Consider the following 21,286-nt stretch of genomic DNA (forward strand, 5'->3'; position numbering starts at 1 on the left):
GGTCGGGCCGGCGGGCGACGTACGGCGTACGCCCGCGTTGTTAGGATGACCGGATCATGGCGAGTGAACGCAGGGGGACCGCGGACCCGGCCCGCAGCCTGGCCATCCTCTGGCGCACCCGGGAACCGGCGAGCCGCAGCGCCGGCCCGGGGCTCAGCGTCGACCGGATCGTCCGGGCCGCGATCGACATCGCCGACACCGAGGGGCTCGACGCGCTGACCATGCGCCGGGTCGGCGAGGCGTTGGGCGTCGGCACCATGTCGGTCTACACCTACGTGCCGGGCAAGGCCGAACTCGTCGCCGTCATGATCGACACCGCGTACGGCGAGATGCCGCACCCCGCCGCCGAGGGGGACTGGCGGGCCCGGCTGGAGCGGGTCGCCCGCGACAATCTCGCGCTCTACCTGCGGCATCGGTGGATGCTCCGGGCCGAGACGACCCGGCCGGTGCTCGGCCCCCACCTGCTGGCCAAGTACGACCGCGAGCTGAGCGCGGTCGCCGACATCGGGCTCACCGACGTCGAGATGGACGCGGTGCTCACGCTCGTCCTCGGGCACGTGAAGAGTTCCGCCCGTGCCGCCAGCGAGGTGGTCGACCTGGAGCGCGAGACCGGCATGACCGACGGGCAGTGGTGGCAGTCGCACGCGCCCTGGCTGGAGACGTTCCTGACGGCCGGTGCCTACCCGACCGCCGCGCGGGTCGGCACGGCGGCCGGCCAACAGCACGGTGCCCCCTACGACCCGGACTACGCCTTCGAGTTCGGCCTGCAACGCGTCCTCGACGGGATCTCGGTGGTGGTCGCCGACCGGGCCACCGCCGGTTAGGGCGTGTGTCCGGCCGGTTAGGGCGTGTGTCCGGCCGGACCGGGCGACGTGCCCACCGCGTGCCGGGCCAGCCGGGCGAGCGCGCGCGCCGACGGGCTGCCCGGCTCGGCGTGGTAGACGACGAGCGACTGGGTCGTGCCGGCGATGGTGAGCTTCTCGTAGCGCAGCTCCAGCTCGCCCACCCTCGGATGACGGAACGCCCGGACCCCGCCACCGGCGCGGGCGGCCACGTCGTGCCGGGCCCACAGCCGCCGGAACCGTTCACTGCCGGCGGACAACTCCTCGACCAGGTCGGTCAGCCGCGGGTCGTCGACCTCGGCGCCCACCTGCGCGCGCAGGCCGGCCACCGCGTTCGCCGCGACCGCCGCCGAGGCGGGGTAGAGCGACGGCACGACCGGGTCCAGGAAGACCGCGCGCAGCAGGTTCACGCCGACCGCGTAGATCGGGGCCAGCGCGGTCGCCACCGGGTTGGCGAAGAGGACGTCCAGGTGCCGGCCGTGCACCAGGGCAGGTGTGTGGGTCCACGAGCCGACGAGCTGTCGGATGCCCACCGGCACGCGTTCGGGCCGTCGCGCCGGGCGGCCGGTGGACGCCTGCTCGCCCAGCCGGTGCAGGTGCGTCGTGGCCGCCGCGTCCAGCCGTAACGCCCGGGCCAGCGCGTCGAGCACCTGCGTCGACGGGTGCCGGTCACGCCCCTGCTCCAGCCGCAGGTAGTAGTCGGCGCTGACGCCGGCCACCAGCGCCACCTCCTCGCGCCGCAGGCCGGGCACCCGCCGACGGCCGTGCGCGGGCAGCCCGACGTCGCCCGGCCTGATCAGCTCGCGCCGGGCACGCAGGTACTCACCGAGCGGACCGGCCGTGCGCACCAACCCATCCTAGGAGTGGCCACCGGCCGCCCATCCTGGTCCTGCCACTACCAGGAAAACCAGGAACCCGGCTAACGCCGGCCGGCGGGGTGACAGTTTGGGGCGTACGCACCAACGAGAGATGGGACAGAGATGAGCGAGCGACTCACGACCCCGTTCGGGTTCGCCTCGACCGCCGACGAGGTCCTCGCCGGAGTCGACCTGACCGGCAAACGGGCCCTCATCACCGGAGGTGCCGCCGGCATCGGCGTCGAGACCGCCCGCTCGCTGGCCGCCGCCGGCGCCGAGGTCGTCCTCGCGGTCCGTCGGGTCGGCGCCGGCGAGCAGGCCGCCGCGGACATCGCGGCCGGCCTGGGCGCGGACCGGGTCACCGTCCGCGAGCTGGACCTGGCCAACCAGGATTCGGTACGCCGGTTCGTCGCCGGTTGGGACCAGCCGCTGCACATCCTGGTCAACAACGCCGGGATCATGGCGCTGCCCGAGCTGGAGCGCACCGCCGAGGGCTGGGAGATGCAGTTCGCCACCAACTTCATGGGGCACTACGCGTTGACCGTCGGCCTGCACGACGCGCTCGCCGCCGCCGGTGGCGCCCGGGTGGTGTCGGTCAGCTCCAGTGGCAACCTCTTCTCCCCGGTGATCTTCGACGACCTGCACTTCGCGTTCCGGCCGTACGACCCGCTGCTGGCCTACGGGCAGTCCAAGAGCGCCGAGGCCCTACTCGCCGTCGAGGCGACCCGCCGCTGGTCCGGCGAGGGCATCTACGCCAACGCGCTCAACCCGGGTGCGATCGCCACCGGCCTGCAGAAGCACACCGGCGGGCTGCGTACGCCCAGGGAACGCCAGAAGACCCCGCAACAGGGCGCCGCGACCTCGGTGCTGCTCGCCGCGTCCCCGCTGCTCGACGGCGTCGGCGGTCGCTACTTCGAGGACTGCGCCGAGGCCCCGGTCGTCACCGAGCGGCCAGCCGACTACACGGGCGTGGCGGCGTACGCCCTCGATCCGGGCAACGCGCGGCGGCTCTGGGACGTGGCGGCGGAGCTGGTGGCGGCCGGGTAGCCGGCCCGATGCCGCAGAGACCACCGAGGCACGGCGACCAACCGCGACGCGACGACGTGGTGGAGTTGCGGGTGCACGGCGTGTCCGGGGCGCGACCCTCGGTCGTGCTGCGTGAGGCGAGGGTGCGGCAGGTCGCGGGCGACGACAGCGGGGGCTTCCACCGCCGCGCCGGGCCCGACGGCACCGACGCGGACGGCCTGACGCTGGAGGCGTACCGCTGGGGTGACCTGCCCTCGGGCACCGTGGCGCGGACGCTCTCCCTGGTCTTCCTGCTGCCGTTCATGCTCAGCAACCTGGCGGTGTGGATGCGGCCCGCCGGCCGCGCCGCCGCCGGGGTCACCGTCCTGTGCCGGCTCCTCGCGCTGAACCTCACAGTGGTCTACGTGGTGTCCATCGCCGGGGTCGGCCTCGACCTGCTCGCCTGGCGCTGTCTCGGCGCGGCGGACTGCCGGGCGCCGTTCGACACGCTGGCCGGGCTCGACGACCGACACGTCGGGCAGCGGCTGGCGGTGCTGGCGCTGCTGCCGATCGCCGCGGTCGCGCTCCTGCGGCTGCTCGGAACCCGCAGGTCCCGCCCGTCCGGCAACCCGCTGTGGGCGGTGGAGCCGCTGGTGGGGCGGCTGCGGGCGATCCACGTCGCGGCCGCGTTCGCCGTACTCGATCTGCTGTTGCTCGTGGCCCGCCGCGGCGGCGGCGCGACGCCCGCGACGACGCTGCTGCTGACGCTCAGCGCGGCGGTCCTGCTGGCCTGCGTCGGTCTGCTCGCCGTGCCGGGGCTTATCGACCGGGCGGCGACCGCACGGATGTCCACCTGGGCCGCCCGCGCGGCGGGAGTGGTCGCGGCCGGGCTGACCGTGGCGACCCTCGTCGCCGTCGCGGGCGACGAGCGGGGCTGGGCATCCTCGGCCACGCTCCCCGGCTACGGCGCGATCACGGGCGCGGCGCTGCTCGGCCAGATGGTGCTGCTCGTGCTGCTCTGCGGGCTGGTGCTGTGGCGGCACGGTCACGTCCGGCGCCGGTCTGCCCTGCCGCGGGGACTGGGTGCGACGGTCATCGCGGCCATCGCGGTCGGTCTGTCCGGCGCGTTCTCCGCCGACCTCGTCTATCAGACGGGGGTGCTGCTCGGCGGCTATCGCGCCGACGACGAGCCGCCGCTGCCGTACCGCTGGACGATCCTGGCGGTGTTCCTGCACCTGGTCGCGGCGGCGCTGGTGTGCACCGCGTTGACCGTCCTGTCCCGGCGTCGCCGGTGGCATGCGGCGGCGGACATCACCGCCCGCGACTTCCCCACGCCGCCGCCGGAGGCGACCGGACGGCTGCGGGAGGTCACCGGGGCCGTGGCCCGGGCGCGGTTCACCGAGTGGCTGGGCCCTCTGGCCACCGGGTACGCGGTGCTCGCCGTGGTCGGGCTGGCCGCGGGTCTGCTCGGGCAGTTCGGGCGCGAACCGGACGAGGTGGCGTGGCAGGTCTTCGGGCTGCCGACCGGGTTCGTCGGGATGGCGCTCACCGTGGGCACCTACGTCATCGCCGCAGTGGTCCTCGTCCTGTTGTCGGGTGGTGTGTTCGCCTACCGGACGGCATGGTTCCGCCGGCACGTCGGGATCCTGTGGGACCTGGGCACCTTCTGGCCCCGGGCCGCCCACCCGTTCGCGCCCCCGAGTTACGCCGACCGCGCGGTGCCGGAGCTGGCCGACCGGATCACCCAACTGGCCGAGCGGCACGCCGGGGTGGTGCTGTGCGGGCACAGCCACGGCTCGGCGTTGCTGGCCCTCGCGGTGCTGCGGCTGCCGCCGCGAACACGCCGACGGGTCGCGCTGCTCACCTACGGCTCCCCGCTGGACCGCCTCTACGCCCGGCTCTTTCCGGCGTACCTGAACGAGACCGTGTTGCGCGAGGTGGGGGAGCGGGTCGGCTGGCGGTGGCTCAACCTCTGGCGCGACACGGACCCGGTCGGCGGTTGGATCTTCGCCGCGCACCGGCCCGGGGATCCGCCGCCGGACGCCGCCGACCCGGCCGGGCGTGTCGACCGGAGGCTGCGCGACCCCCGGGACCTGCTGCCCGCACCGGGGGAGCGTCGACCGCCACCGCTGCGCGGGCACCACCCGGACGAGTCCGCGCCCGAGTTCCGGGCGGCCCTGCGGGAACTCGCCGGCCGGTTGCGCCGGTCGGACGAGGAATGAGCCTCACCGGTCCTCGGACAGTCGCTCGGACTCCGCGACCACCGTGCGGATCTTGCGCAGGGTGGCGTCGGGGGCGTGCACTGCCGTACGCCACCTGTCCAGCGTGCGGGTCAGCACCCGGACCACGTACTGCAACTGGTTGACCTGCTCGCGCAGCAGCCCCAACTCCGACCGGGCGCTCACCGCCTCGCTCTCCAACTCGGTGATCCGCGTCTGCAGGGGTTGCACGAGCGTCAGGGCGGCCTCGGTGAGCGTGTCGGCGGCGTCGGCCTTGAACTTGCCCCGCTGCGACACGACCGTGGCGATGGCGGCCAGGCCGGTCGTGCCGCCGAGGACGCCGAGGAGGCTGAGCAACACCTGGACCCAGTGCGGTGCCTCGGGTGTCGATACCGAGATCACGTGACACCTCCCACGACCCGTCGGTGAGTCGTGCACCGGTGCCCGTGGGCCAGGCAGCGGAGGTCGGACGCGATCTGGGCGATCCGCCAGAAGGACCCCAGCACCACCGCGCTGATCAACGACGCGGCGACGATGCCCTGCTGACCCGCCACCGCGTACATGCCGGTGATGGTGCCGAGCATCAGCACGGACGCGAACTCGATGCCGAGGCCCGTGGAGAGCCGACCGGGCCACCGGATGCCCAGCAGCCCGCCCACGCCGACGGCGATCAGGGCGACCTCCCAACCGAGCTGGATGGGTTCCGGCATGGACAGTTGGACCGACGGTGGCCGGACGTCGAGCGCGAGCAGCAGGACACCACAGACGGGTGTCGTGATCAACGCGGCCACCTCGAACGGTTGGTGCTTGGCGCGGTTGCGCAGATGCCCCACGGCGACTCCTTGGTCGAGGACCGTGCTCGCCAGACCGACACCGGGCCTGTGCCGTGGGGTGGGTCGCGACCGCGGGGCGGTCCGTGCGGCGAAGCCCGAGGGCGGCGGTGCAGCTGGACGGTCGATGGGCGACTCGCCGCCGTTGGCTGCCGGTATCTGCCTGTGTATCACCGCCGACCGGTTCGCGTCCACCCGCGCAGAGTCGCATTTCCGCAGGTCAGGGCCACCTTCGGTGGTCTTCCGGCACGGGAGCGTCCGGCGGCCCGCTCACGTTTCGGAGGTATTACCGTCGTCCCTGCTCCACCACGATCATTATCGGTGGCCACACCTGTGCCCCACTCGGCACGATGACGATCACAGCCGCAGAGCGGGTTCCGCCCGCGGGAAGAGGTCCGATGAGCCGCTATTCGATGGACGAGCGCGAGGCATTCGTGGCGATGTCCCGCTTCGTGTGGCAGTTCGCGAACCGGGCCGGGGACGACCTGTTCACGCTTCTGGGAGACATCCACATCGAGGCAGACGGCGGACCAACGGACCCCGCCGCGTGGGACGACTGGTTGGCCTGCGTTCGCTCCGTGGTGGACGGCGCGGAAGACCCGGCCGGCGGCTCGGCCGGCTAGAGCCCGGTCAGCGCCGCATCAGTGCCCGCCGGCACGGCCGCCTAGATTGGTGTCATGACCAGGCAGTCGACGTCACCGGCGCGGGTGACGTTCGGCGTACTCGGGCCGGTGACCGCCGCCACCGAGAGCGGCCCGGTCCCGCTGCGGGGGCACCGGCAGCGCCTGGTGCTGGCCCGGTTGTTGATCGCCCACGGCCGGGTGGTGCCGGTGGACCGCCTCGTCGACGACCTGTGGGAGGTCCCGTCCGACGGCGCGGTGGGCGCGATCCGGACCTTCGTCGCCGACCTGCGCCGGGCGCTGGAGCCCGACCGGCCCCCCCGGCAGCCACCCCGCCTCCTGCTCACCGAACCCTCGGGGTACGCGCTGCGGACCGCCCCGGACGCGGTGGACGCGGCACGCTTCGAGGCGGCCGTCGGCGAGGCGGGACGACTGCTGGCCGCCGACCTGCCCGCGCCGGCCCTGACCGCGCTGGACGCGGCGCTCGGGCTCTGGCGCGGACCCGCGTACGCGGACTGCGTGGGCGCCGTCTGGGCCGTCGCGGAGACCAACCGGCTGGACGAACTGCGGTTGCTCGCCGTCGAACGGCGGGCCGAGGCCCTGCTCGCGCTGGGTCGGCCGGACGAGGCCGCCGCCGACCTGCCCGCCCACCTCGCCGGCCATCCGCTGCGGGAGGACGCCTGGCGGCTGCTCGCGTTGGCCCGCTACCGCGCCGGCCGGCAGGGCGAGGCGCTGGCCGCGCTGCGCGAAGCCCGCGACGCCGTGGTGTCCGCGCTGGGGGTGGACCCGGGGCCCGAGCTGCGCCGGCTGGAGGCCGACATCCTGGCCCAGGCGGCACACCTCACCCCCACCCCCGCGGTGGCCGTCGCGGCCGGTGCCGTTCGCGGTGGCGGGTCGGATTCGCCGCCGGGGCGACCGTTCGTCGGGCGGGACGCGGAGTTGGCGCGGCTGCGGCACGCCGCCGAGGCCGCCACCCGGGCGGGTCGGCCAACGCTCGCCCTGCTCAGCGGGGACCCGGGCGCCGGCAAGTCCGCCCTGGCCGAGGAGCTGAGCCGACAGCTCGTCGCCGAGGGCTGGACCACGGCATGGGGTCGCAGCCCCGAGTACGACGGCGCCCCGGCCGCCTGGCCGTGGACGCAGATCACCGACGCGCTCACCGAGCCGGCCGGATCGGTGAGCGGCGGGCTGGTGGGCGGCGAGCCGGCCGGGCCGGTGGACGGCGAGCCGGCCGGGCCGGTGGGCGGCGCGCTGGCCGAGCCGGCGGTGACCGATGGCCCGAGTGATCCCGCCGTGGCCCGGTTCCGTCGGCACCGCGCGGTGGCGGCGCTGGTCTCCGCCGTCGCCGCCCGGGGACCCCTGCTGGTGGTCCTGGACGACCTGCACCGCGCCGACGGGGACACGTTGGACCTGCTCACCGGCCTGCTCGCCGGCCCGCAGCCGGCCACCGGCCCGATGCTGGTCCTCGGCACCTACCGGGCCACCGAGATCAGCCCGGAGCTGACCGCCGCGCTGGCCCGCGCGGCCGGACTCGAACCGGTGCGGGAGTACCTCGGCGGACTGTCCGGCGAGGCGACCGGCGCGTTGGCCCGTGCCGTCGCCGGGTCGGAGCTGGATGCGTCGACCGTCCGGCTGATCCACCACCGCAGCGGCGGCAACCCGTTCTTCGTCCGGGAGCTGGCCCAGTTGTCCGCTAGCGCGGGTCAGGCGGCGCTGGCGGCGGTGCCACCGGGGGTGCGCGACGTGATCCGGCACCGCCTCGCCCAGCTACCCGCGCCGACCCGTACCGTGCTGCGGCAGGCGGCGGTGCTCGGCCGGGACCTCGACCCCGCGGTGCTCGGCGCGCTCGCGGACGACCCGGCGGCAGTGCTGGACGCCGTGGACCGTGGGTTGCAGGCCGGGTTCCTGACCGAGCAGGAGTCCGACGGGCGGCTGCGGTTCACCCACATCCTGGTCCGCGACACGCTCTACGCCGACCTGTCCGCGTCGCGTCGCGCGGCCTGGCACGCGGCCGTGGCCGAGGCGATGCGACGGCAGCAGCCCGTCGACCCCGCCGCGCTCGCCCACCACCTGCTGCACGCCGGCGGGCAGGAGGCCGCCCACCGCGCCGCCGGCTACGCCCGAACCGCCGCCGAACAGGCCGAACGCGACGGCAACCCGCACGAGGCGGCCCGGCTGTGGGCGCAGGTCATCGACGCGTACGACCGGGCCGGGCGGGACGAGCGGCGCGAGCGGCTCGGCGCGGTGCTGGGCCTCGGGCGCGGGCTGGCGGTGACGGGTCGGTTGGCTGAGGCGCGGCGGCATCGCGCCGCGGCGATCACCGACGCCGAGGCGGTCGGCGACCCCCGGCTGACCGCGGAGGTACTCGCCGGTTTCGACGTGCCCGCCATCTGGACCCGCAATGACGACGACGCGCTCTCCGAGCGGATCGTGCGTGCCGCCGAGCACGCCCTGACCGGCCTCGGCCCGACCGGCTCGGCGCACCGCAGCCGGCTGCTGAGCACGCTCGCGCTGGAGTTGCGGGGCGCCACCGGCGACCGTGGCCGCCGGGCCGCGGCCGAGGCCGAGCGGATCGCCCGGACCGTCGGGGATCCCGGGCTGTTGGCATTCGCACTGAACGCGCGTTTCATGCACGCCTTCCACCGTGTCGGGCTGGCCGACGAGCGGGCCCGGATCGGCGCGGAGCTCGTCGACCTGGCCACCCCGCAGCAGTTGGTGACCTTCGAGGTGCTGGGTCACCTCGTCCTGGTCCAGTCCTGCTGCGCGCGTGCCGACCGGGCCGGCGCGGACGCGCACGCCCGCGCCGCCGACCGCCTCGCGCAGCGCTACGAGCTGCCGCTGGTCGGGGTTTTCACCGGCTGGTACGCAGCGCTGCGCCTGGCCGTGGGCGGCGACCGGGACGCTGCGGCGACCGCGTACCGGGCCGCCGCCGAACGCCTGCCCGCCGACGCGATGCCGGGCCTGGCCCGGGGGTTGCTGCCACTCGCCCTGCTCGGCCTGCGACTGGCCGACGCCGTCAGCGAAGCCGGGCCCGACCCCGGGCGTCAGCGCCCGATTCCCGGGCCGGACGACGAGGACTGGGCGAGGTTGGACTGGGGTCCGCACGAGCCCTGGGTCCGGCCGCTGCTGCTCGCCGCCGCCGGCGACCGGGTCGCCACCCGGGCGGCGCTGCGGGCCCTCCCGGACGGGCCGCACGACCTGCTGCGGGAGGTGCGGCTGTGCCTCACCGCTCGGGCGGCGCTCGCCATCGGCGACCGGCCCACCATGGAACGCGTCGCCGCCGCGCTCCGGCCGGCCGCCGCCGAGCTGGCCGCCGGCAGCGGAATGGTCACCGCCGGCCCGGTGGCCGGGCACCTCGCCGAGCTGGCCACCGCTCTGGGCCGCGACGAGGAAGCCGCCGCGCACCGCCGTACCGCCCACGCGCTCACCGCGCGCGTCCGTGCCGCCGGCCCCACCTGAGCGCCGCGGCGAGGCGGTTACCATGCCCGATGCTCTTCATGGTGATCGAGCGGTTCCGCGACAACGACATGGTGCCGGTATACCGGGCGGTCCGCGACCGCGGCCGTCAGCTCCCGGACGGACTGGAATACGTGGACAGCTGGGTCGAGCCGACCTTCGGCCGCTGCTTCCAGCTCATGCGATGCGACGACCTGCGACTGCTCCAGCAGTGGGTGCTCGGGTGGCGCGGCGCGGGCGTCACGTTCGAGATCGTTCCGGTGGTGCACAGCGCCGATACCCGGGAGGTCGTGGCGCCCTATCTCGACGGCGACTGACTCGTCTGGAAACCCCATCGAACGGACCGGCAACCCCGGCTGGATTCCGAAGCTCTCCTTCCCCGGCCGCACGCTTCCCCCGGGTACCCGTCCACGTGCCGCACGGCACGCCGGCGCTCGGGCCCTGGCGACTTGCCCGAACGTGCCGAACCGGCAACCGGGGTGCGGTCAGATGTAACCACCGGCGCGCGCACCGTCGCGCCGACGATCGAGGGGGTACGCGTGGAGGTGCTCGTCCTGATCGTGGTGCTGGGCGGCACCGTCCTGATCGGCACCACCCTCGGCGGTCGGTACCGGGTCGCCCCGCCGGTCCTGCTCATCGCGTTCGGGGTGCTGCTCGGGCTCACGCCGCCGCTGTCCGAGGTGACCCTGGAACCGGACCTGGTGCTGCTGATCTTCCTGCCGGCGATCCTCTACCGGGAGAGCCTCACCATCAGCCTGCGGGAGATCCGGGCCAACCTGCCGGTGATCGGGCTGCTCGCCGTGGTGCTGGTGGTGCTCACCATGGTCACGGTGTCGTTCACCGCGCAGGCGTTCGGCGTGAATCCCGCCGCCGCCTGGGTGCTCGGCGCGGTCCTCGCGCCGACCGACGCCGCCGCGGTCACCGGCCTGGCCAAGCGGCTGCCCCGGAAGCTCCTCACCACCCTGCACGCGGAAAGCCTGATCAACGACGGGACCGCCCTGGTGGCCTTCGCGGTGGCCGTGGGTCTGCTCAGCCAGAGCGCCAAGCCGGGCGTGCTGGGCATCAGCGAGGAGTTCGTCGGCGCCAGCGTCGGCGGCGTGGTCGCCGGCCTGCTGGTGGGGGCCGCCGTGGTGCTGATCCGCAAGCGGCTCGACGATCCACTGCGCGAGGGCGCGCTGAGCGTGCTGACACCGTTCGGCGCCTTCCTGCTCGCCGACTCGGTGCACGCCAGCGGGGTGCTGGCGGTGGTGGTCGCCGGGCTGGTGCTGGCCTACGCCGGCCCGCGGGTCATCCGCGCCCGGTCCCGGGTGCTGGCGTACGCGTTCTGGGACCTGACCACGTTCCTGATCAACGGTGGGCTGTTCGTCCTGCTCGGTACGCAGATACCCAGGGCGGTGCGGGGCATCACCAGCACCTCGCCCGAGCGGGCTCTGGTGATCGTGCTGGTGGTGACCCTTGTCGTCGTGGCCACCCGGCTGGTCTTCATCTACCTCACCGCGCTGTCGGCGCGGCTGCGGCGTCGCCGGATGGTGGACGACGCCCAGGATTCCCCCGGCTGGCGGGTGGGGGTGGTCGGCGGCTGGTCCGGTTTCCGGGGCGCGGTGTCGCTCGCCGCCGCGCTTGCCGTCCCGACGATGACGGTCGCCGGCCGGCCGGTGGTCGAACGCGATCTGATCATCTTCGTCACCGCGCTGGTGATCGTGCTGATCATGCTGCTCCAGGGCACCACCCTGCCGCTTGTGGTGCGCTGGGCGGGACTGGTCGGCGATCCCGGACGCGTCCACGAGACCAGGCACGCCCGGCGACGCGCCACCGAGGCGGGCCTGGCCGCCCTGCCGCAGGTCGCCGCCGAGGTGGGTGCCCGGGAGGAGTCGGTGCGCCGGTTGCAGGCCGAGTACCAACGGCACCTGGCGGACGTCAACGAGACCGGGGGGAGCACCGCCGAGGAACGTCGCGTGGAACGTCGACTGCGCCTCGGGGTCCTCGCCCACAAGCGGCGGGAGGTCACCCGGCTGCGCGACAACCGGGAGATCGACGACCTGGTGCTACAGGAGCTTCAGGCCGCGCTGGACAACGAGGAGATCCGGTTGCTGGGGCGCGAGCCCAACGACTAATTAGCAGCTCCGCAGGACGCGCTCGATGTCCGCACCCGCCTTCACGACCAGGGCGTCGGCGCGAAGCACGTCGGGAAGGTGGCGCCGCTGCCCTTCGTGCGCGAGCAGGGTGGGGCAGCCGGGCGGAAGCACGACGGCATCAGCGAGCCCGAGGTACTCGACGAGCAGGTCGAGAATGGCGCCGGGCGAGAAATGGCTGATCATGAGGCTGCCGAGCGTGCCGCCGGCAGGGGCGGCGTAGACGTCCGCCGTGCCGCCGTCGTCGGCGCTGACGTGCCAGTAGTTGTCCTCGGGTTCTCGACTGTCGACGCGAGGCGCGAAGACGGCCAGGAACGCCGCACCCGCCATCGGTGCCGCATCGCCCTGCTCGAACCGCTGGACGACCATGTCGTAGCTCATCCGGGCAAGCTAGCCGATCATGTCAAGCCGCCGGTCAACCAGCGTGCACGTGCGGCCGGCGACACGGGTCGGGCTCCTGGCGGCGCAGGATCTCCCGGGTCACCGAGGCGATCGCGCCCTGCCCGAACGCCAGGTAGCGCAGGAAGTTGCGGGCCGGGCCACCCTCGCTCCACTCGAAGTAGATGTGCGGTCGCCGCCCCGTCCGGTCGCGGATCTCCAGCAGCAGGACGGCGAGCGCGTTGGGCACCGAGGAACTGGTCAGGCTGAGCACCGCGAAGCGGTCGTCGGCCAGGACGCCGCGTACCAGCAACTCGGTCTCGAAGTCCGACGGGTCGGTGACGTGCACCTCGACGAAGATCACGTCGCTGTCGTCGGGGAAGTCGTTGTCCGCCATCGTCTGTGCCAACTTGGCGCGGTACTCGGCCTCGTCGTGCCGGTCTGGCTCGTGGGCGACGAGCCGGATTCGCCGTCCGGCACGCTCGTCGATCATCCGGGTGGCGACCGGATCCAGCTCGATCCGGTCCACCCGCAGCTCGTAGGCACGAGACACCCGGGACAGCACCGACACCACGATGATCCCGCCGATGAAACAGGCCGCGATCTTGACGCCGTCGGGGCGTTCCACCACGTTCGCCAGGGTGGTGTAGACGAAGACCACCGCGATGACGCCGAACGCGACGGTGCGACCGCGCTGCCGCCGCCGGGCCGCCGCCAACGTCACCGCCGTCGCCGCCGAGGTGATCAACACCAGCACACCCGTGGCGTACGCGCCGCCCTGCGCGTCCACGCTGGCGTCGAAGACGACAGTGATCAGGAAGGCCACCGCGGTGAAGACCAGCACCAGCGGTCGGACGGCCCGCGCCCAGGCCGGTGCCATGCCGTAGCGGGGCAGGTAGCGGGGGACGAGGTTGAGCAGGCCGGCCATCGCCGACGCCCCCGCGAACCAGAGGATCCCGATGGTGGACAGGTCGTAGACGGTGCCGAACACCTCCCCGAGGTGCTGGTGCGCCAGGTAGGCGAGCGCCCGGCCGTTCGCCGGCCCGCCCGGCCGGAAGTCCTCCGCCGGGATCAGGATGGTGGTCGTCACGCTGCTGGTGATCAGGAAGACGCTCATGATCACCGCGGCCGTGGTGAGCAGTCGGCGCGCGCCGCGGATGCGGCCCAGCGGTCGAGCCTCGGAGTCCCGCGGGTCGCCCCGTACGCTCGGCATCACGGCCACCCCGGTCTCGAAGCCGGACAGGCCCAACGCCAGCTTCGGGAAGACCAGCAGGGACAGCCCGACCACCAGCCAGGGATCGCCGTGCGCGGTGGTCAGCGTCGTGGTCCAGTCCTCGACCGCGCTCGGGTGCGTCACCACCCGCCACAGCGCGTCGACCACCACCACCGCGTTCAGCGCCAGGTAGACCGCCACCAGCACGACGGCGATGCCGATGGCCTCGGTGAATCCCTTGAGGAACACCGCGCCCAGCAGCGACACGAGCACCAGGGTGACAAGCACCTCGTGTCCCCTGAACCCGTCCGGCCAGAACGGGTTCTCGTCGATGTGCGCGGTCGCGTCGGCGGCCGACAGGGTGATGGTGATGATGAAGTCGGTGGCCGCGAAGCCGAGCAGCACCAGCACCAGTAACTTGCCCGGCCAGTAGCTGAGCAGGCGTACCAACATCGCGATGGAACCCTCACCGTGCGGGCTCTCCACCGCCACCCGCCGGTAGACCGGCAGCGCGCCCAGCAGCGTCACCAGCACCAGCACCAGGGTCGCCACCGGCGACAGCGCCCCGGCGGCCAGCGCCGCGATGCCCGGTTGGTAGCCCAGCGTGGAGAAGTAGTCGACGCCGGTCAGGCACATCACCTTCCACCACGGATGCTGCCGGTGCTCCGGGGGGCGTCCGTGTGGCCCCGGATGCCGCACGGCCTGGTCCGAGCCGGCGTCGAGCAACCACCCCCGCAGCCGGCCGCCGCGCCTGTCGACCTCCATCGGCGCGTCCCCCGTCATCCGCCCATGGTCACCGTGAGTATCCGCCCGTTGGGCCGCGCCCGTCCCCTGGTGCCCGGAACCCACCCGACGCGGGCCGGGGTTTCGGGCGGAGGACACGGGGGATGCAGCGCCCCCGGGTGTGCGGGAGCGCACCGGGCCGGACGGCGCCGGGGAGGGGACAGGCATGGTCGGTGGCCGTCGCTTCCGCCCTGGTGGTGGCTTCGGTCGCCAACTGGACGAGTACGAGACCCCGGTTGGCGTGCCGCCGCCGACGACGGTGCCGCCCGACCAGCCCACCGGCGGTCTGGTGGACAGCGCCGTCTACGTCCGAGGGCACCGCTTCGCCTCGCCGTCCGGGCTCGCCGAGACGTACCGCTGCCTGCAGGAGCAGGACGCCGCGATGGCCTGGATCGGGTTGTACCGACCCGACATCGAACAGATCACGTCACTGGCCCGGGAGTTCCGGCTGCACGACCTGGCGGTCGAGGACGCGATAAACGCCCACCAGCGACCCAAGCTGGAGCGGTACGGGCACACCCTGTTCGTGGTGCTGCGCGCCGCCCGCTACGACGACCTGCGCGAGGAGGTCGAGTTCTCCGAGCTGCACCTGTTCATCGGGCCGGGCTTCGTGATCACCGTCCGGCACGGAGAGGTCCCGGACCTGGCCGCGGTGCGGCGGCGGATGGAGACCGACGCGCCGATGCTCGCCCGGGGCCCGGAGGCGGTCCTGTACGCGATCCTCGACCAGGTCGTCGACGGGTACGCGCCGGTGGTGGCCGGGCTGGAGAACGACATCGACGAGATCGAGACCCAGGTGTTCGGCGGCGACCCGAACGCCAGCCGGCGCATCTACGGCCTCAGCCGCGAGGTCATCCAGTTCCAGCGGGCCGCCCGCCCCCTGCTCGCCGTGCTCGACGCGCTCGCCGACGGGGCCGGCAGCGCCGGCACGGACGAGGAGCTGCGCCGCTACCTGCGGGACGTGACCGACCACCTGACCCAGGTGGTGGAGCGGGTGGACGGTTTCCGGCACCTGTTGCAGAACATCCTCACCGTCAACGCGACCCTCGTCTCGCAGCAGCAGAACGAGGAGATGCGCAGCCTCACCGCGGCCAGCTACGCGCAGAACGAGGAGCTGAAGAAGGTCTCGTCCTGGGCGGCGATCCTGTTCGCTCCCACACTCATCGGCACCGTGTACGGGATGAACTTCGTCCACATGCCGGAGTTGAACTGGCGCTTCGGCTACCTGTTCGCGCTGCTGCTGATGCTGCTGGTCTGCGGCACCCTCTATGTGATCTTCAAGCGGCGCGGCTGGCTGTGAACCGCGCGGTCGGGATCACTCGATGCCGCGCAGGATGTGCCGTTCGTCCTCGACGTCGTCGTCGCCGGCGGCGATTCGGCCCAACAGGACGGCGGCGGCCCAGATCGTCAGTGGCGTCGCCGCCCCGGTCATGCCGCCGCCGGTCCGGTCGTCCCGGGCCTGGCTCCGCTCCGCACGTGCTGGTCTGCGCTGAGCCTGCATGGGCCCCGCCTCTCCTCGTCGAAGCCCTCGTCGGCGGCGCGACGTCCACGCTCCACCGGTACGACAGCCACTCGAACCTTCCCACGTTCGGCCATATTCGCACCGCTTCTTTACGGGTTTCCGACTGCGCCCTGCCAAACCGGACATTACGCATCGACGTTGGACGGACCTGACGACTGGGTAGCGAGACCGGGTGACCCGAGCCGCCGAGATGGTCTCGCCCGCCGTCCCCGTCCGCCGAGCGTTGCCCGTCTACCTCGCCGCCGCGACGCTGGCCCGAGGCGCGGACGCCGGCGCGGCGGTGGGGGTGGTGCTGCTGGCCACCCTGCCGGCGGTGGGGGCGGCCCGTCCGGCGCTGCTCGGCGGCCTGCTGGCCACCTGTCTGACCGCGCCGCACCTGCTCGGGCCGCTGCTGGCCCGCTGGCTGGACCGCGCGCCGGACGGCCGGGGCCGGTTGGCGGCCGGCTTCGCCACGTACGCCGCGGCGGTCGCGGCGGCCGGGCTGCTGCTCGGTCGGGTACCGGTTGGTGTGCCCGCGGTGTTGCTGATCGTCGCGGGGACCTGCGGACCGCTGTTGACCGGGGGTCTGAGCAGTCGGCTCGCCGGACTGCTCGACCCCGACGAACGGGTGCAACGTCGCGGTCAGGGCTGGGACGCGGTGACGTACGGGGTGGGTGGCAGTGCCGGACCGGGCGCGGTGGCCGCCCTCGCCGTCCTGGCCGGACCTCGCATGTCCCTGGTCGGGTTGGGTGCCGCCACCCTGCTGGCGGCGGCCCTGGTGGCCACCCTGCCGGCGCGGGCGCCCGGACCGCGGGAGCCGGCGCGCGTGCCGGGATCGGGGGACCCGGCGCGGGTGCCCGGACCGCGCAAGCCGGCGCGCGTGCCGGGGTCGGGGTCGGGGGAGCCTGCGCGCGTGCCCGGACCGCGCAAGCCGGAGCGCAGCGGGCCTGCCGCTCGTGGCGCGATCCGGGCGCTGCTCGGACCCGGGCCACTGCGCCGGGTCACCGGCGTCACCACCCTCGCCGCGCTCACCGGCGGGACGGTGCCGGTGCTCGCCGTCATGCTGGCGGCGGACCTCGGTCGGGAGGCGGTCTCCGGCGCGCTGCTGGCCGCCGCGTACGGCTGTGGCAACCTGGCCGCCGCGCTCCTGGTCACCGCGTTACCGCTGGTCGGCGAACCGGAGCGACTCGCCCTGCGGTGGGCGGCGCTCAGCTCGGTGGGGCTCGCGCTCTGCGCCGCCGTACCCGGCTTTCCGGTGGCGGTCGTCGTGTTCGCCCTGGCCGGGGCGGCGACGGCGCCGCTGTTCGTGGCCACCCTGGCGGCGCGGTCGGCGTACGCGCCGGAGGCCGTGCGGGCGCAGGTGTTCGTGTCGACGGCCGCGCTACGGGGGGCCGCCGGCTCGCTCGGCATCGGACTGGCCGGGGCGCTCGCCCCGCTGGGTCCCCGCCTGCTGCTGGTGGCGGGCGCGTCGGTACCGTTCGCCGCCGCGGTGGCGGCGACGGTCTCCGCACGACGACGGCGCGACAGGTGACCACCCCGTCCACGTCGGACGACGGTCCGGTCGGCGCGGGGCCGGCGGTGGTCAGGGCAGCGGGTGGGCGATGCCCCGGGCGTGGTCGGTGAGCGCCGCGCCGACAACGGTCGCGGCCAGCGGCAACACCTCGAGACAGCGGCGCACCGCCGCGGCCATCAGCGTGTTCGGCACCCGCATGGAGAGCGTGCAGTGCGGCACCCAGCGGCCCGGCCGGTAGTGCTCGGTCAGGGGGATGCCGGCGGCGGTGAGCCGGTCGGACACCATCCGCTGGTGGGTCAGCAGCTCCGAGGTGGGGGCCGGGCCGAGCCAGAGCACCCGGCCGACGAACTGCCCGGCGTGCTGGAAGTCCAGTCGCAGCGGGGCCGCGACGACGGTGCCGTGCAGCGCCTCGGCGACCTGCTCGGGGTTGAAGCGGGGTGCCACCGCGAGCGAGACGTGTGGCCGGTGGCGCCGCTCCCACAGCGAACGCATGCTCTGCACGCCCTCGGCCTCCAGGGCGTCCCAGAGGGCCCGGATCCGCCGGGTGGCGTCCGGGTCCAGATACAACTCCAACGCGGCGACCACCCGATCACCGTAGTGGCCGAGGTTTGATCGCACGCCCCAGCGGTACCTGAGGAGGAAACCGACCCGAAGGGCGTGCCAGTGAACGTGAGTGACCTGCTGACCGAGGCGTACGACCGACTGCCCGACCTCGTGCGCGCGGCGGTCGACGGGCTGGGACCCGAGCACCTGCGCTGGGCGCCCGGCCCGGGTGCCAACTCGATCGGCTGGCTCGTCTGGCACCTGACCCGGGTCCAGGATCACCACGTCGCCGACCTGCTCGACGCCGACCAGGTCTGGGTCAGCGGCGACTGGGCGGGCCGGTTCGGGCTCACCGCCGACCCGGACAACACCGGCTACGGTCACTCGGCCGACCAGGTCGAGACGGTGCGGCCGGAGAGCGCGCAGGCGCTCGTCGACTACTACGAGGCGGTGGCGTCGCGGACCGGATCGTTCCTGGTCGGCCTGCGCCCGGCGGACCTGGACCGGGTGGTCGACGAGTCGTGGGACCCGCCGGTCACCCTCGGAGTCCGGCTGGTCAGCATCGTCGACGACGACCTGCAACACGTCGGCCAGGCCGCCTACGTGCGCGGCCTGATCGACGCGTCCGCGGGCAAGGGTCGATAGGCCTCGCCGGTCAGCCCATCGTCTTCGTGCCGTCGATCGACTCCCGCAGGATGTCGGCGTGCCCGGCGTGCTGGGACGTCTCGGCGATGAGGTGCAGCAGCACCCGGCGGACCGTCCAGCTCGCCCCCGGCTCGAACCAGGGCGCCTGCGGCAGCGGGTGCGCCGAGTCCAGGTCGAGGGTGGCGATCAGCGCGTCGGTCTGGTCGGCCACCTCCTGGAACCGCGCGACCAGACCGGCGAGGGTCTCGCCCGGCGTCATCTGGAACTGACCGACCCAGTCGATCTCCTCGCGCTGCATCGCCTCCGCTCCGCCCACGGCGAAGAGCATCCACCGGTGCTCGACGCCTGCCACGTGCTTGACCAGGCCGCCGAGGCTCAGCTCGCTGACCGTCGGCCGGGTGGCCGCCTGCTCGTCGGTGAGCCCGTTCACCGTGTGCAGGAGGAAACCCCGGTGCCGGCGGAGCGTCTGCAGTAGATCGGCCCGCTCACCGGTGAGTTGCTCCGTGCTGGTCATGCCGCCACCCCTCGTCGATGTTCACCCACCCTAGGGCGAGGCACCGACACTTCCGGTGTCGGACACCGCGTGCGACGCGTAATTCGCCAGCGGTTGCCGATCCGCGTCCGTGGCGGTCCACTGAATGACATGGGTGTGATTAAGGTGGGCACGTCGTCCTGGGCCGACCAGTCGTTGCTGCGCTCCGGGTGGTACCCACGCTCGGCCAACACGCCGGCCCGTCGACTCGGTTTCTACGCCAGCCGGTTCCCGCTCGTCGAGGTGGACACCTCCTACTACGCGGTCCCCGTCCCGGAGACCACGCACGGCTGGGTCGACGCCACACCTGACGACTTCACCTTCGACGTCAAGGCGTTCAGTCTCTTCACCGGCCATCCGACGCCTGTCGCCGCGTTACCCCGGGACCTGCGTCCGGCCGGTGGCCCGAGCCGGATCCGCCGTCGTGACCTGCCCGAGCGCGCGTACGACGAGCTGTGGGCCCGGTTCCGCGCGGCCCTCGACCCGATCGCGGCGGCCGGCAAGCTGGGCGCGGTGCTGTTGCAGTTCCCACCCTGGCTGGCACGCGGCGCCGCGGCCGAACGCCGGATCGTCGAGCTGGCGCAGCGCTGCCGCCCGTGGCGGGTCGGCGTGGAGCTGCGCCACGGCTCCTGGTTCGACGGTCCGGCCGCGGCCCGGACACTGGACCTGCTGCGCGCGCACGACCTGTCACTTGTCTGCGTCGACATGCCGCAGGGGCACCCGTCGTCGGTGCCCCCGATCCTGACCGGGACCGCCGAGCCGGTGATCGTCCGGTTCCACGGTCACAGCCAGGCCTGGCGTGACGGCGACAAGCAGGAGAAGTTCCGGTACGCCTACGGCGACGACGAGCTGCGGCACTGGGCCGGCCTGCTCGCGGACCTCGCCGGCGCGACCGACGACCTGCACGTGCTGTTCAACAACTGCTGCGCCGGTCAGGCCCAACGCGACGCCACCCGGTTGGCGCAACTGCTCACCGAGACGATGATCGCCGATCGGAGCGTCGCGGCCGGATCGAGCGGCTGACCGTCCCCGGTGGGGTCAGGAGCGTCGGCCCCGGCTGCGCAGCGCGTCCTGCGTCGACTCGCCGATGTCGGCGTCGTCCGGGAAGGTCCGGCCGCTCGGCGCCGGGTCCGGTGGGGCACCGGGTCCGGCCATCGTCGTGCGGGTCGGCTCCACCGAGCCGAAGCCGTGCCGTCCCGCCGGGTCGGTCCGTCCCGCCGGGGCGCCCGCCCGCCGCTCCCCGCGTCGTCCCTCGGGCACCGCGGTCTGCTCGCTGCCCTCGTCCATCGGCGAGTCCTCGTCGGTGCCCCAGGGCGCGTCGGCGTCGACGCCGTCGCCGCCGCCCCACGGCTGGGTCGCCTCCGGCTCCTGCCGGTCGTTGTCACCGCTGCGTCCCTTGTGCGCCGTCATGGCCACCCCGCTCCTCGGTCCGCCGCGGTCGGCGGACGGTGTGCTGTTCTCAGGTCGCGCGGTGTCGCCACCCGAGGGTCGTCGCGGCGCTGCGCGCGCTGGGCCGGCCGGCGTCCCGCCGTCGAGAGGGCGGCGGGACGCCGGCCGGCCCGGCGTTCAGCGTCCGGCCATCGCCATCGGCCGCTTGCCGTTACTCATGCCGGCCATCTTGATCATGCCTTTCGAGGCGCCCTTCATGCTGCTGCCCCGACCGAGAATCCCCTTGAAGACCTGGCCGGGCTTCTGCTGCTCACCCATGTACGCGGTGACCACGACCAGGGCCCCGGTCAGCGCCGGGATGGCCCACTGGAGCATCCTCATCTGCCGCTGCGAGGAGGCCACGCTCGCCGGGGTCTGGTGGTTGGGCTCCGTCGTCCCGCTCACCGGTGAGGCGCCGGCCTTCTCCAGGCGCATGCCGATCAACCGGCTGTAGCCGGTCACGGCGAGCGCGCCGATCGTCAACGCCGTCTTGATGGCGCTGGTCCGGCCGACCCCCGACTGAGCCGCCACGCGTGGGCTCTCGGTCACCAGTTCGCCGACCGCACCGGCCAGATGCGCGCCGATGGCGGCGGCGTTGACAGGGGTCCATCTGGACCATCCCGCCGACGCGACCGAGAGTCGCTGGGTCGAGTCGCTGATCTTCGCGGCTGCGCCGTTGACGCCGAAGGCACCCATGAGGGAGCCGCCGAACCAGGCCGCGAGACCCAGATCGTGCATCGAGCGCAGTGCGGTATGCCGTTCGGACATGTGATCCCCTTCCGCCGTGTTGGG

Annotated in this window: 21 protein-coding genes; 11 read left to right on the forward strand and 10 right to left on the reverse strand. The window is 73.7% G+C overall.

The window, feature by feature from the left end:
• Nucleotides 1-56: 56 nt before the first annotated feature.
• Nucleotides 57-824, forward strand: a complete 768-nt coding sequence (locus ACGFH8_RS15135; RefSeq protein ID WP_393367370.1) for a TetR/AcrR family transcriptional regulator — start codon at nt 57-59, stop codon at nt 822-824.
• A gap of 17 nt (nt 825-841) precedes the next feature.
• Here ACGFH8_RS15135 and ACGFH8_RS15140 read toward each other — a convergent pair whose 3' ends face one another.
• Nucleotides 842-1,690, reverse strand: a complete 849-nt coding sequence (locus ACGFH8_RS15140; RefSeq protein ID WP_393367371.1) for a helix-turn-helix domain-containing protein — start codon at nt 1,688-1,690, stop codon at nt 842-844.
• A gap of 132 nt (nt 1,691-1,822) precedes the next feature.
• On the opposite strand from ACGFH8_RS15140, the gene ACGFH8_RS15145 reads away from it, so the two are divergent.
• Complete coding sequence (locus ACGFH8_RS15145) at nt 1,823-2,746, forward strand: SDR family NAD(P)-dependent oxidoreductase (RefSeq protein WP_393367372.1); 924 nt, start codon at nt 1,823-1,825, stop codon at nt 2,744-2,746.
• 8 nt (nt 2,747-2,754) lie between these two features.
• Nucleotides 2,755-4,926, forward strand: coding sequence for a hypothetical protein (locus tag ACGFH8_RS15150; protein WP_393367373.1), 2,172 nt, complete (start codon nt 2,755-2,757; stop codon nt 4,924-4,926).
• A gap of 3 nt (nt 4,927-4,929) precedes the next feature.
• Here ACGFH8_RS15150 and ACGFH8_RS15155 read toward each other — a convergent pair whose 3' ends face one another.
• Together ACGFH8_RS15155 and ACGFH8_RS15160 are read right to left on the reverse strand one after the other, a co-directional pair.
• The gene (locus tag ACGFH8_RS15155; protein WP_393367374.1) at nt 4,930-5,325 is read right to left on the reverse strand and encodes a hypothetical protein; all 396 of its coding nucleotides are present in this window, start codon (nt 5,323-5,325) and stop codon (nt 4,930-4,932) included.
• A complete protein-coding gene (locus ACGFH8_RS15160; RefSeq protein WP_393367375.1) occupies nt 5,322-5,756 on the reverse strand; it encodes a hypothetical protein in 435 nt (144 codons plus the stop codon). The genes ACGFH8_RS15155 and ACGFH8_RS15160 overlap by 4 nt, the downstream gene beginning before the upstream one ends.
• Nucleotides 5,757-6,151: 395 nt before the next feature.
• On the opposite strand from ACGFH8_RS15160, the gene ACGFH8_RS15165 reads away from it, so the two are divergent.
• From ACGFH8_RS15165 to ACGFH8_RS15180, 4 genes are all read left to right on the forward strand, one after another.
• Nucleotides 6,152-6,376: a hypothetical protein gene (locus ACGFH8_RS15165; RefSeq protein ID WP_393367376.1), complete on the forward strand. Its 225-nt coding sequence runs from the start codon at nt 6,152-6,154 to the stop codon at nt 6,374-6,376.
• Between the two features lie 54 nt (nt 6,377-6,430).
• Complete coding sequence (locus ACGFH8_RS15170; protein WP_393367377.1) at nt 6,431-9,829, forward strand: BTAD domain-containing putative transcriptional regulator; 3,399 nt, start codon at nt 6,431-6,433, stop codon at nt 9,827-9,829.
• Nucleotides 9,830-9,858: 29 nt separating this feature from the next.
• On the forward strand, nt 9,859-10,143 hold the full coding sequence (locus ACGFH8_RS15175) for a DUF3303 domain-containing protein (RefSeq protein WP_393367378.1): 285 nt from the start codon (nt 9,859-9,861) through the stop codon (nt 10,141-10,143).
• 162 nt (nt 10,144-10,305) lie between these two features.
• Nucleotides 10,306-11,940: a Na+/H+ antiporter gene (locus ACGFH8_RS15180; RefSeq protein WP_393367379.1), complete on the forward strand. Its 1,635-nt coding sequence runs from the start codon at nt 10,306-10,308 to the stop codon at nt 11,938-11,940.
• Here ACGFH8_RS15180 and ACGFH8_RS15185 read toward each other — a convergent pair whose 3' ends face one another.
• Together ACGFH8_RS15185 and ACGFH8_RS15190 are read right to left on the reverse strand one after the other, a co-directional pair.
• The gene (locus tag ACGFH8_RS15185) at nt 11,941-12,339 is read right to left on the reverse strand and encodes a hypothetical protein (protein ID WP_393367380.1); all 399 of its coding nucleotides are present in this window, start codon (nt 12,337-12,339) and stop codon (nt 11,941-11,943) included.
• A gap of 34 nt (nt 12,340-12,373) precedes the next feature.
• Nucleotides 12,374-14,332, reverse strand: coding sequence for an amino acid transporter (locus tag ACGFH8_RS15190; RefSeq protein ID WP_393367381.1), 1,959 nt, complete (start codon nt 14,330-14,332; stop codon nt 12,374-12,376).
• Between the two features lie 166 nt (nt 14,333-14,498).
• Between ACGFH8_RS15190 and corA the strand changes: the two genes are divergently transcribed.
• Entirely contained in the window at nt 14,499-15,632 is a 1,134-nt protein-coding gene (gene corA, locus ACGFH8_RS15195) for a magnesium/cobalt transporter CorA (RefSeq protein ID WP_393367382.1), read from the forward strand.
• Nucleotides 15,633-15,647: 15 nt separating this feature from the next.
• Here corA and ACGFH8_RS15200 read toward each other — a convergent pair whose 3' ends face one another.
• Nucleotides 15,648-15,833 carry a hypothetical protein gene (locus tag ACGFH8_RS15200; RefSeq protein WP_357245912.1) on the reverse strand — a complete coding sequence of 62 codons (186 nt, stop codon included), beginning with the start codon at nt 15,831-15,833 and terminating at the stop codon, nt 15,648-15,650.
• A 193-nt stretch (nt 15,834-16,026) separates the two neighbouring features.
• On the opposite strand from ACGFH8_RS15200, the gene ACGFH8_RS15205 reads away from it, so the two are divergent.
• Nucleotides 16,027-17,364 (forward strand): MFS transporter, encoded by a 1,338-nt coding sequence (locus tag ACGFH8_RS15205; RefSeq protein WP_393367383.1) that lies wholly within the window; start codon nt 16,027-16,029, stop codon nt 17,362-17,364.
• A 51-nt stretch (nt 17,365-17,415) separates the two neighbouring features.
• Here the strand turns inward: ACGFH8_RS15205 and ACGFH8_RS15210 are convergent, their stop codons facing one another.
• On the reverse strand, nt 17,416-17,931 hold the full coding sequence (locus tag ACGFH8_RS15210; protein ID WP_393367948.1) for a 2'-5' RNA ligase family protein: 516 nt from the start codon (nt 17,929-17,931) through the stop codon (nt 17,416-17,418).
• A 78-nt stretch (nt 17,932-18,009) separates the two neighbouring features.
• On the opposite strand from ACGFH8_RS15210, the gene ACGFH8_RS15215 reads away from it, so the two are divergent.
• Nucleotides 18,010-18,534 carry a DinB family protein gene (locus ACGFH8_RS15215; protein ID WP_393367950.1) on the forward strand — a complete coding sequence of 175 codons (525 nt, stop codon included), beginning with the start codon at nt 18,010-18,012 and terminating at the stop codon, nt 18,532-18,534.
• 10 nt (nt 18,535-18,544) lie between these two features.
• On the opposite strand, the gene ACGFH8_RS15220 is transcribed toward ACGFH8_RS15215, so the two are convergent.
• A complete protein-coding gene (locus tag ACGFH8_RS15220) occupies nt 18,545-19,048 on the reverse strand; it encodes a DinB family protein (RefSeq protein ID WP_393367384.1) in 504 nt (167 codons plus the stop codon).
• A 129-nt stretch (nt 19,049-19,177) separates the two neighbouring features.
• On the opposite strand from ACGFH8_RS15220, the gene ACGFH8_RS15225 reads away from it, so the two are divergent.
• On the forward strand, nt 19,178-20,089 hold the full coding sequence (locus ACGFH8_RS15225; protein WP_393367385.1) for a DUF72 domain-containing protein: 912 nt from the start codon (nt 19,178-19,180) through the stop codon (nt 20,087-20,089).
• A 15-nt stretch (nt 20,090-20,104) separates the two neighbouring features.
• On the opposite strand, the gene ACGFH8_RS15230 is transcribed toward ACGFH8_RS15225, so the two are convergent.
• Both ACGFH8_RS15230 and ACGFH8_RS15235 read right to left on the reverse strand, forming a co-directional pair.
• Complete coding sequence (locus tag ACGFH8_RS15230; RefSeq protein ID WP_393367386.1) at nt 20,105-20,476, reverse strand: hypothetical protein; 372 nt, start codon at nt 20,474-20,476, stop codon at nt 20,105-20,107.
• 156 nt (nt 20,477-20,632) lie between these two features.
• Entirely contained in the window at nt 20,633-21,262 is a 630-nt protein-coding gene (locus ACGFH8_RS15235) for a hypothetical protein (RefSeq protein WP_393367387.1), read from the reverse strand.
• Between the last annotated feature and the right edge of the window lie 24 nt (nt 21,263-21,286).

The sequence above is a fragment of the Micromonospora sp. NPDC049175 genome, from assembly GCF_043197345.1.
Lineage (GTDB): Bacteria > Actinomycetota > Actinomycetes > Mycobacteriales > Micromonosporaceae > Micromonospora.

What these genes read in the sequence shown, in the direction of transcription:
- ACGFH8_RS15135 (WP_393367370.1), top strand. Translation starts at nt 57, where the DNA reads ATGGCGAGTGAACGCAGGGGGACCGCGGACCCGGCCCGCAGCCTGGCC.
- ACGFH8_RS15145 (WP_393367372.1), top strand. Translation starts at nt 1,823, where the DNA reads ATGAGCGAGCGACTCACGACCCCGTTCGGGTTCGCCTCGACCGCCGAC.
- ACGFH8_RS15150 (WP_393367373.1), top strand. Translation starts at nt 2,755, where the DNA reads ATGCCGCAGAGACCACCGAGGCACGGCGACCAACCGCGACGCGACGAC.
- ACGFH8_RS15165 (WP_393367376.1), top strand. Translation starts at nt 6,152, where the DNA reads ATGAGCCGCTATTCGATGGACGAGCGCGAGGCATTCGTGGCGATGTCC.
- ACGFH8_RS15170 (WP_393367377.1), top strand. Translation starts at nt 6,431, where the DNA reads ATGACCAGGCAGTCGACGTCACCGGCGCGGGTGACGTTCGGCGTACTC.
- ACGFH8_RS15175 (WP_393367378.1), top strand. Translation starts at nt 9,859, where the DNA reads ATGCTCTTCATGGTGATCGAGCGGTTCCGCGACAACGACATGGTGCCG.
- ACGFH8_RS15185 (WP_393367380.1), bottom strand. Translation starts at nt 12,339, where the DNA reads ATGAGCTACGACATGGTCGTCCAGCGGTTCGAGCAGGGCGATGCGGCA.
- ACGFH8_RS15190 (WP_393367381.1), bottom strand. Translation starts at nt 14,332, where the DNA reads ATGACGGGGGACGCGCCGATGGAGGTCGACAGGCGCGGCGGCCGGCTG.
- corA (WP_393367382.1), top strand. Translation starts at nt 14,499, where the DNA reads ATGGTCGGTGGCCGTCGCTTCCGCCCTGGTGGTGGCTTCGGTCGCCAA.
- ACGFH8_RS15200 (WP_357245912.1), bottom strand. Translation starts at nt 15,833, where the DNA reads ATGCAGGCTCAGCGCAGACCAGCACGTGCGGAGCGGAGCCAGGCCCGG.
- ACGFH8_RS15220 (WP_393367384.1), bottom strand. Translation starts at nt 19,048, where the DNA reads ATGACCAGCACGGAGCAACTCACCGGTGAGCGGGCCGATCTACTGCAG.
- ACGFH8_RS15225 (WP_393367385.1), top strand. Translation starts at nt 19,178, where the DNA reads ATGGGTGTGATTAAGGTGGGCACGTCGTCCTGGGCCGACCAGTCGTTG.
- ACGFH8_RS15230 (WP_393367386.1), bottom strand. Translation starts at nt 20,476, where the DNA reads ATGACGGCGCACAAGGGACGCAGCGGTGACAACGACCGGCAGGAGCCG.
- ACGFH8_RS15235 (WP_393367387.1), bottom strand. Translation starts at nt 21,262, where the DNA reads ATGTCCGAACGGCATACCGCACTGCGCTCGATGCACGATCTGGGTCTC.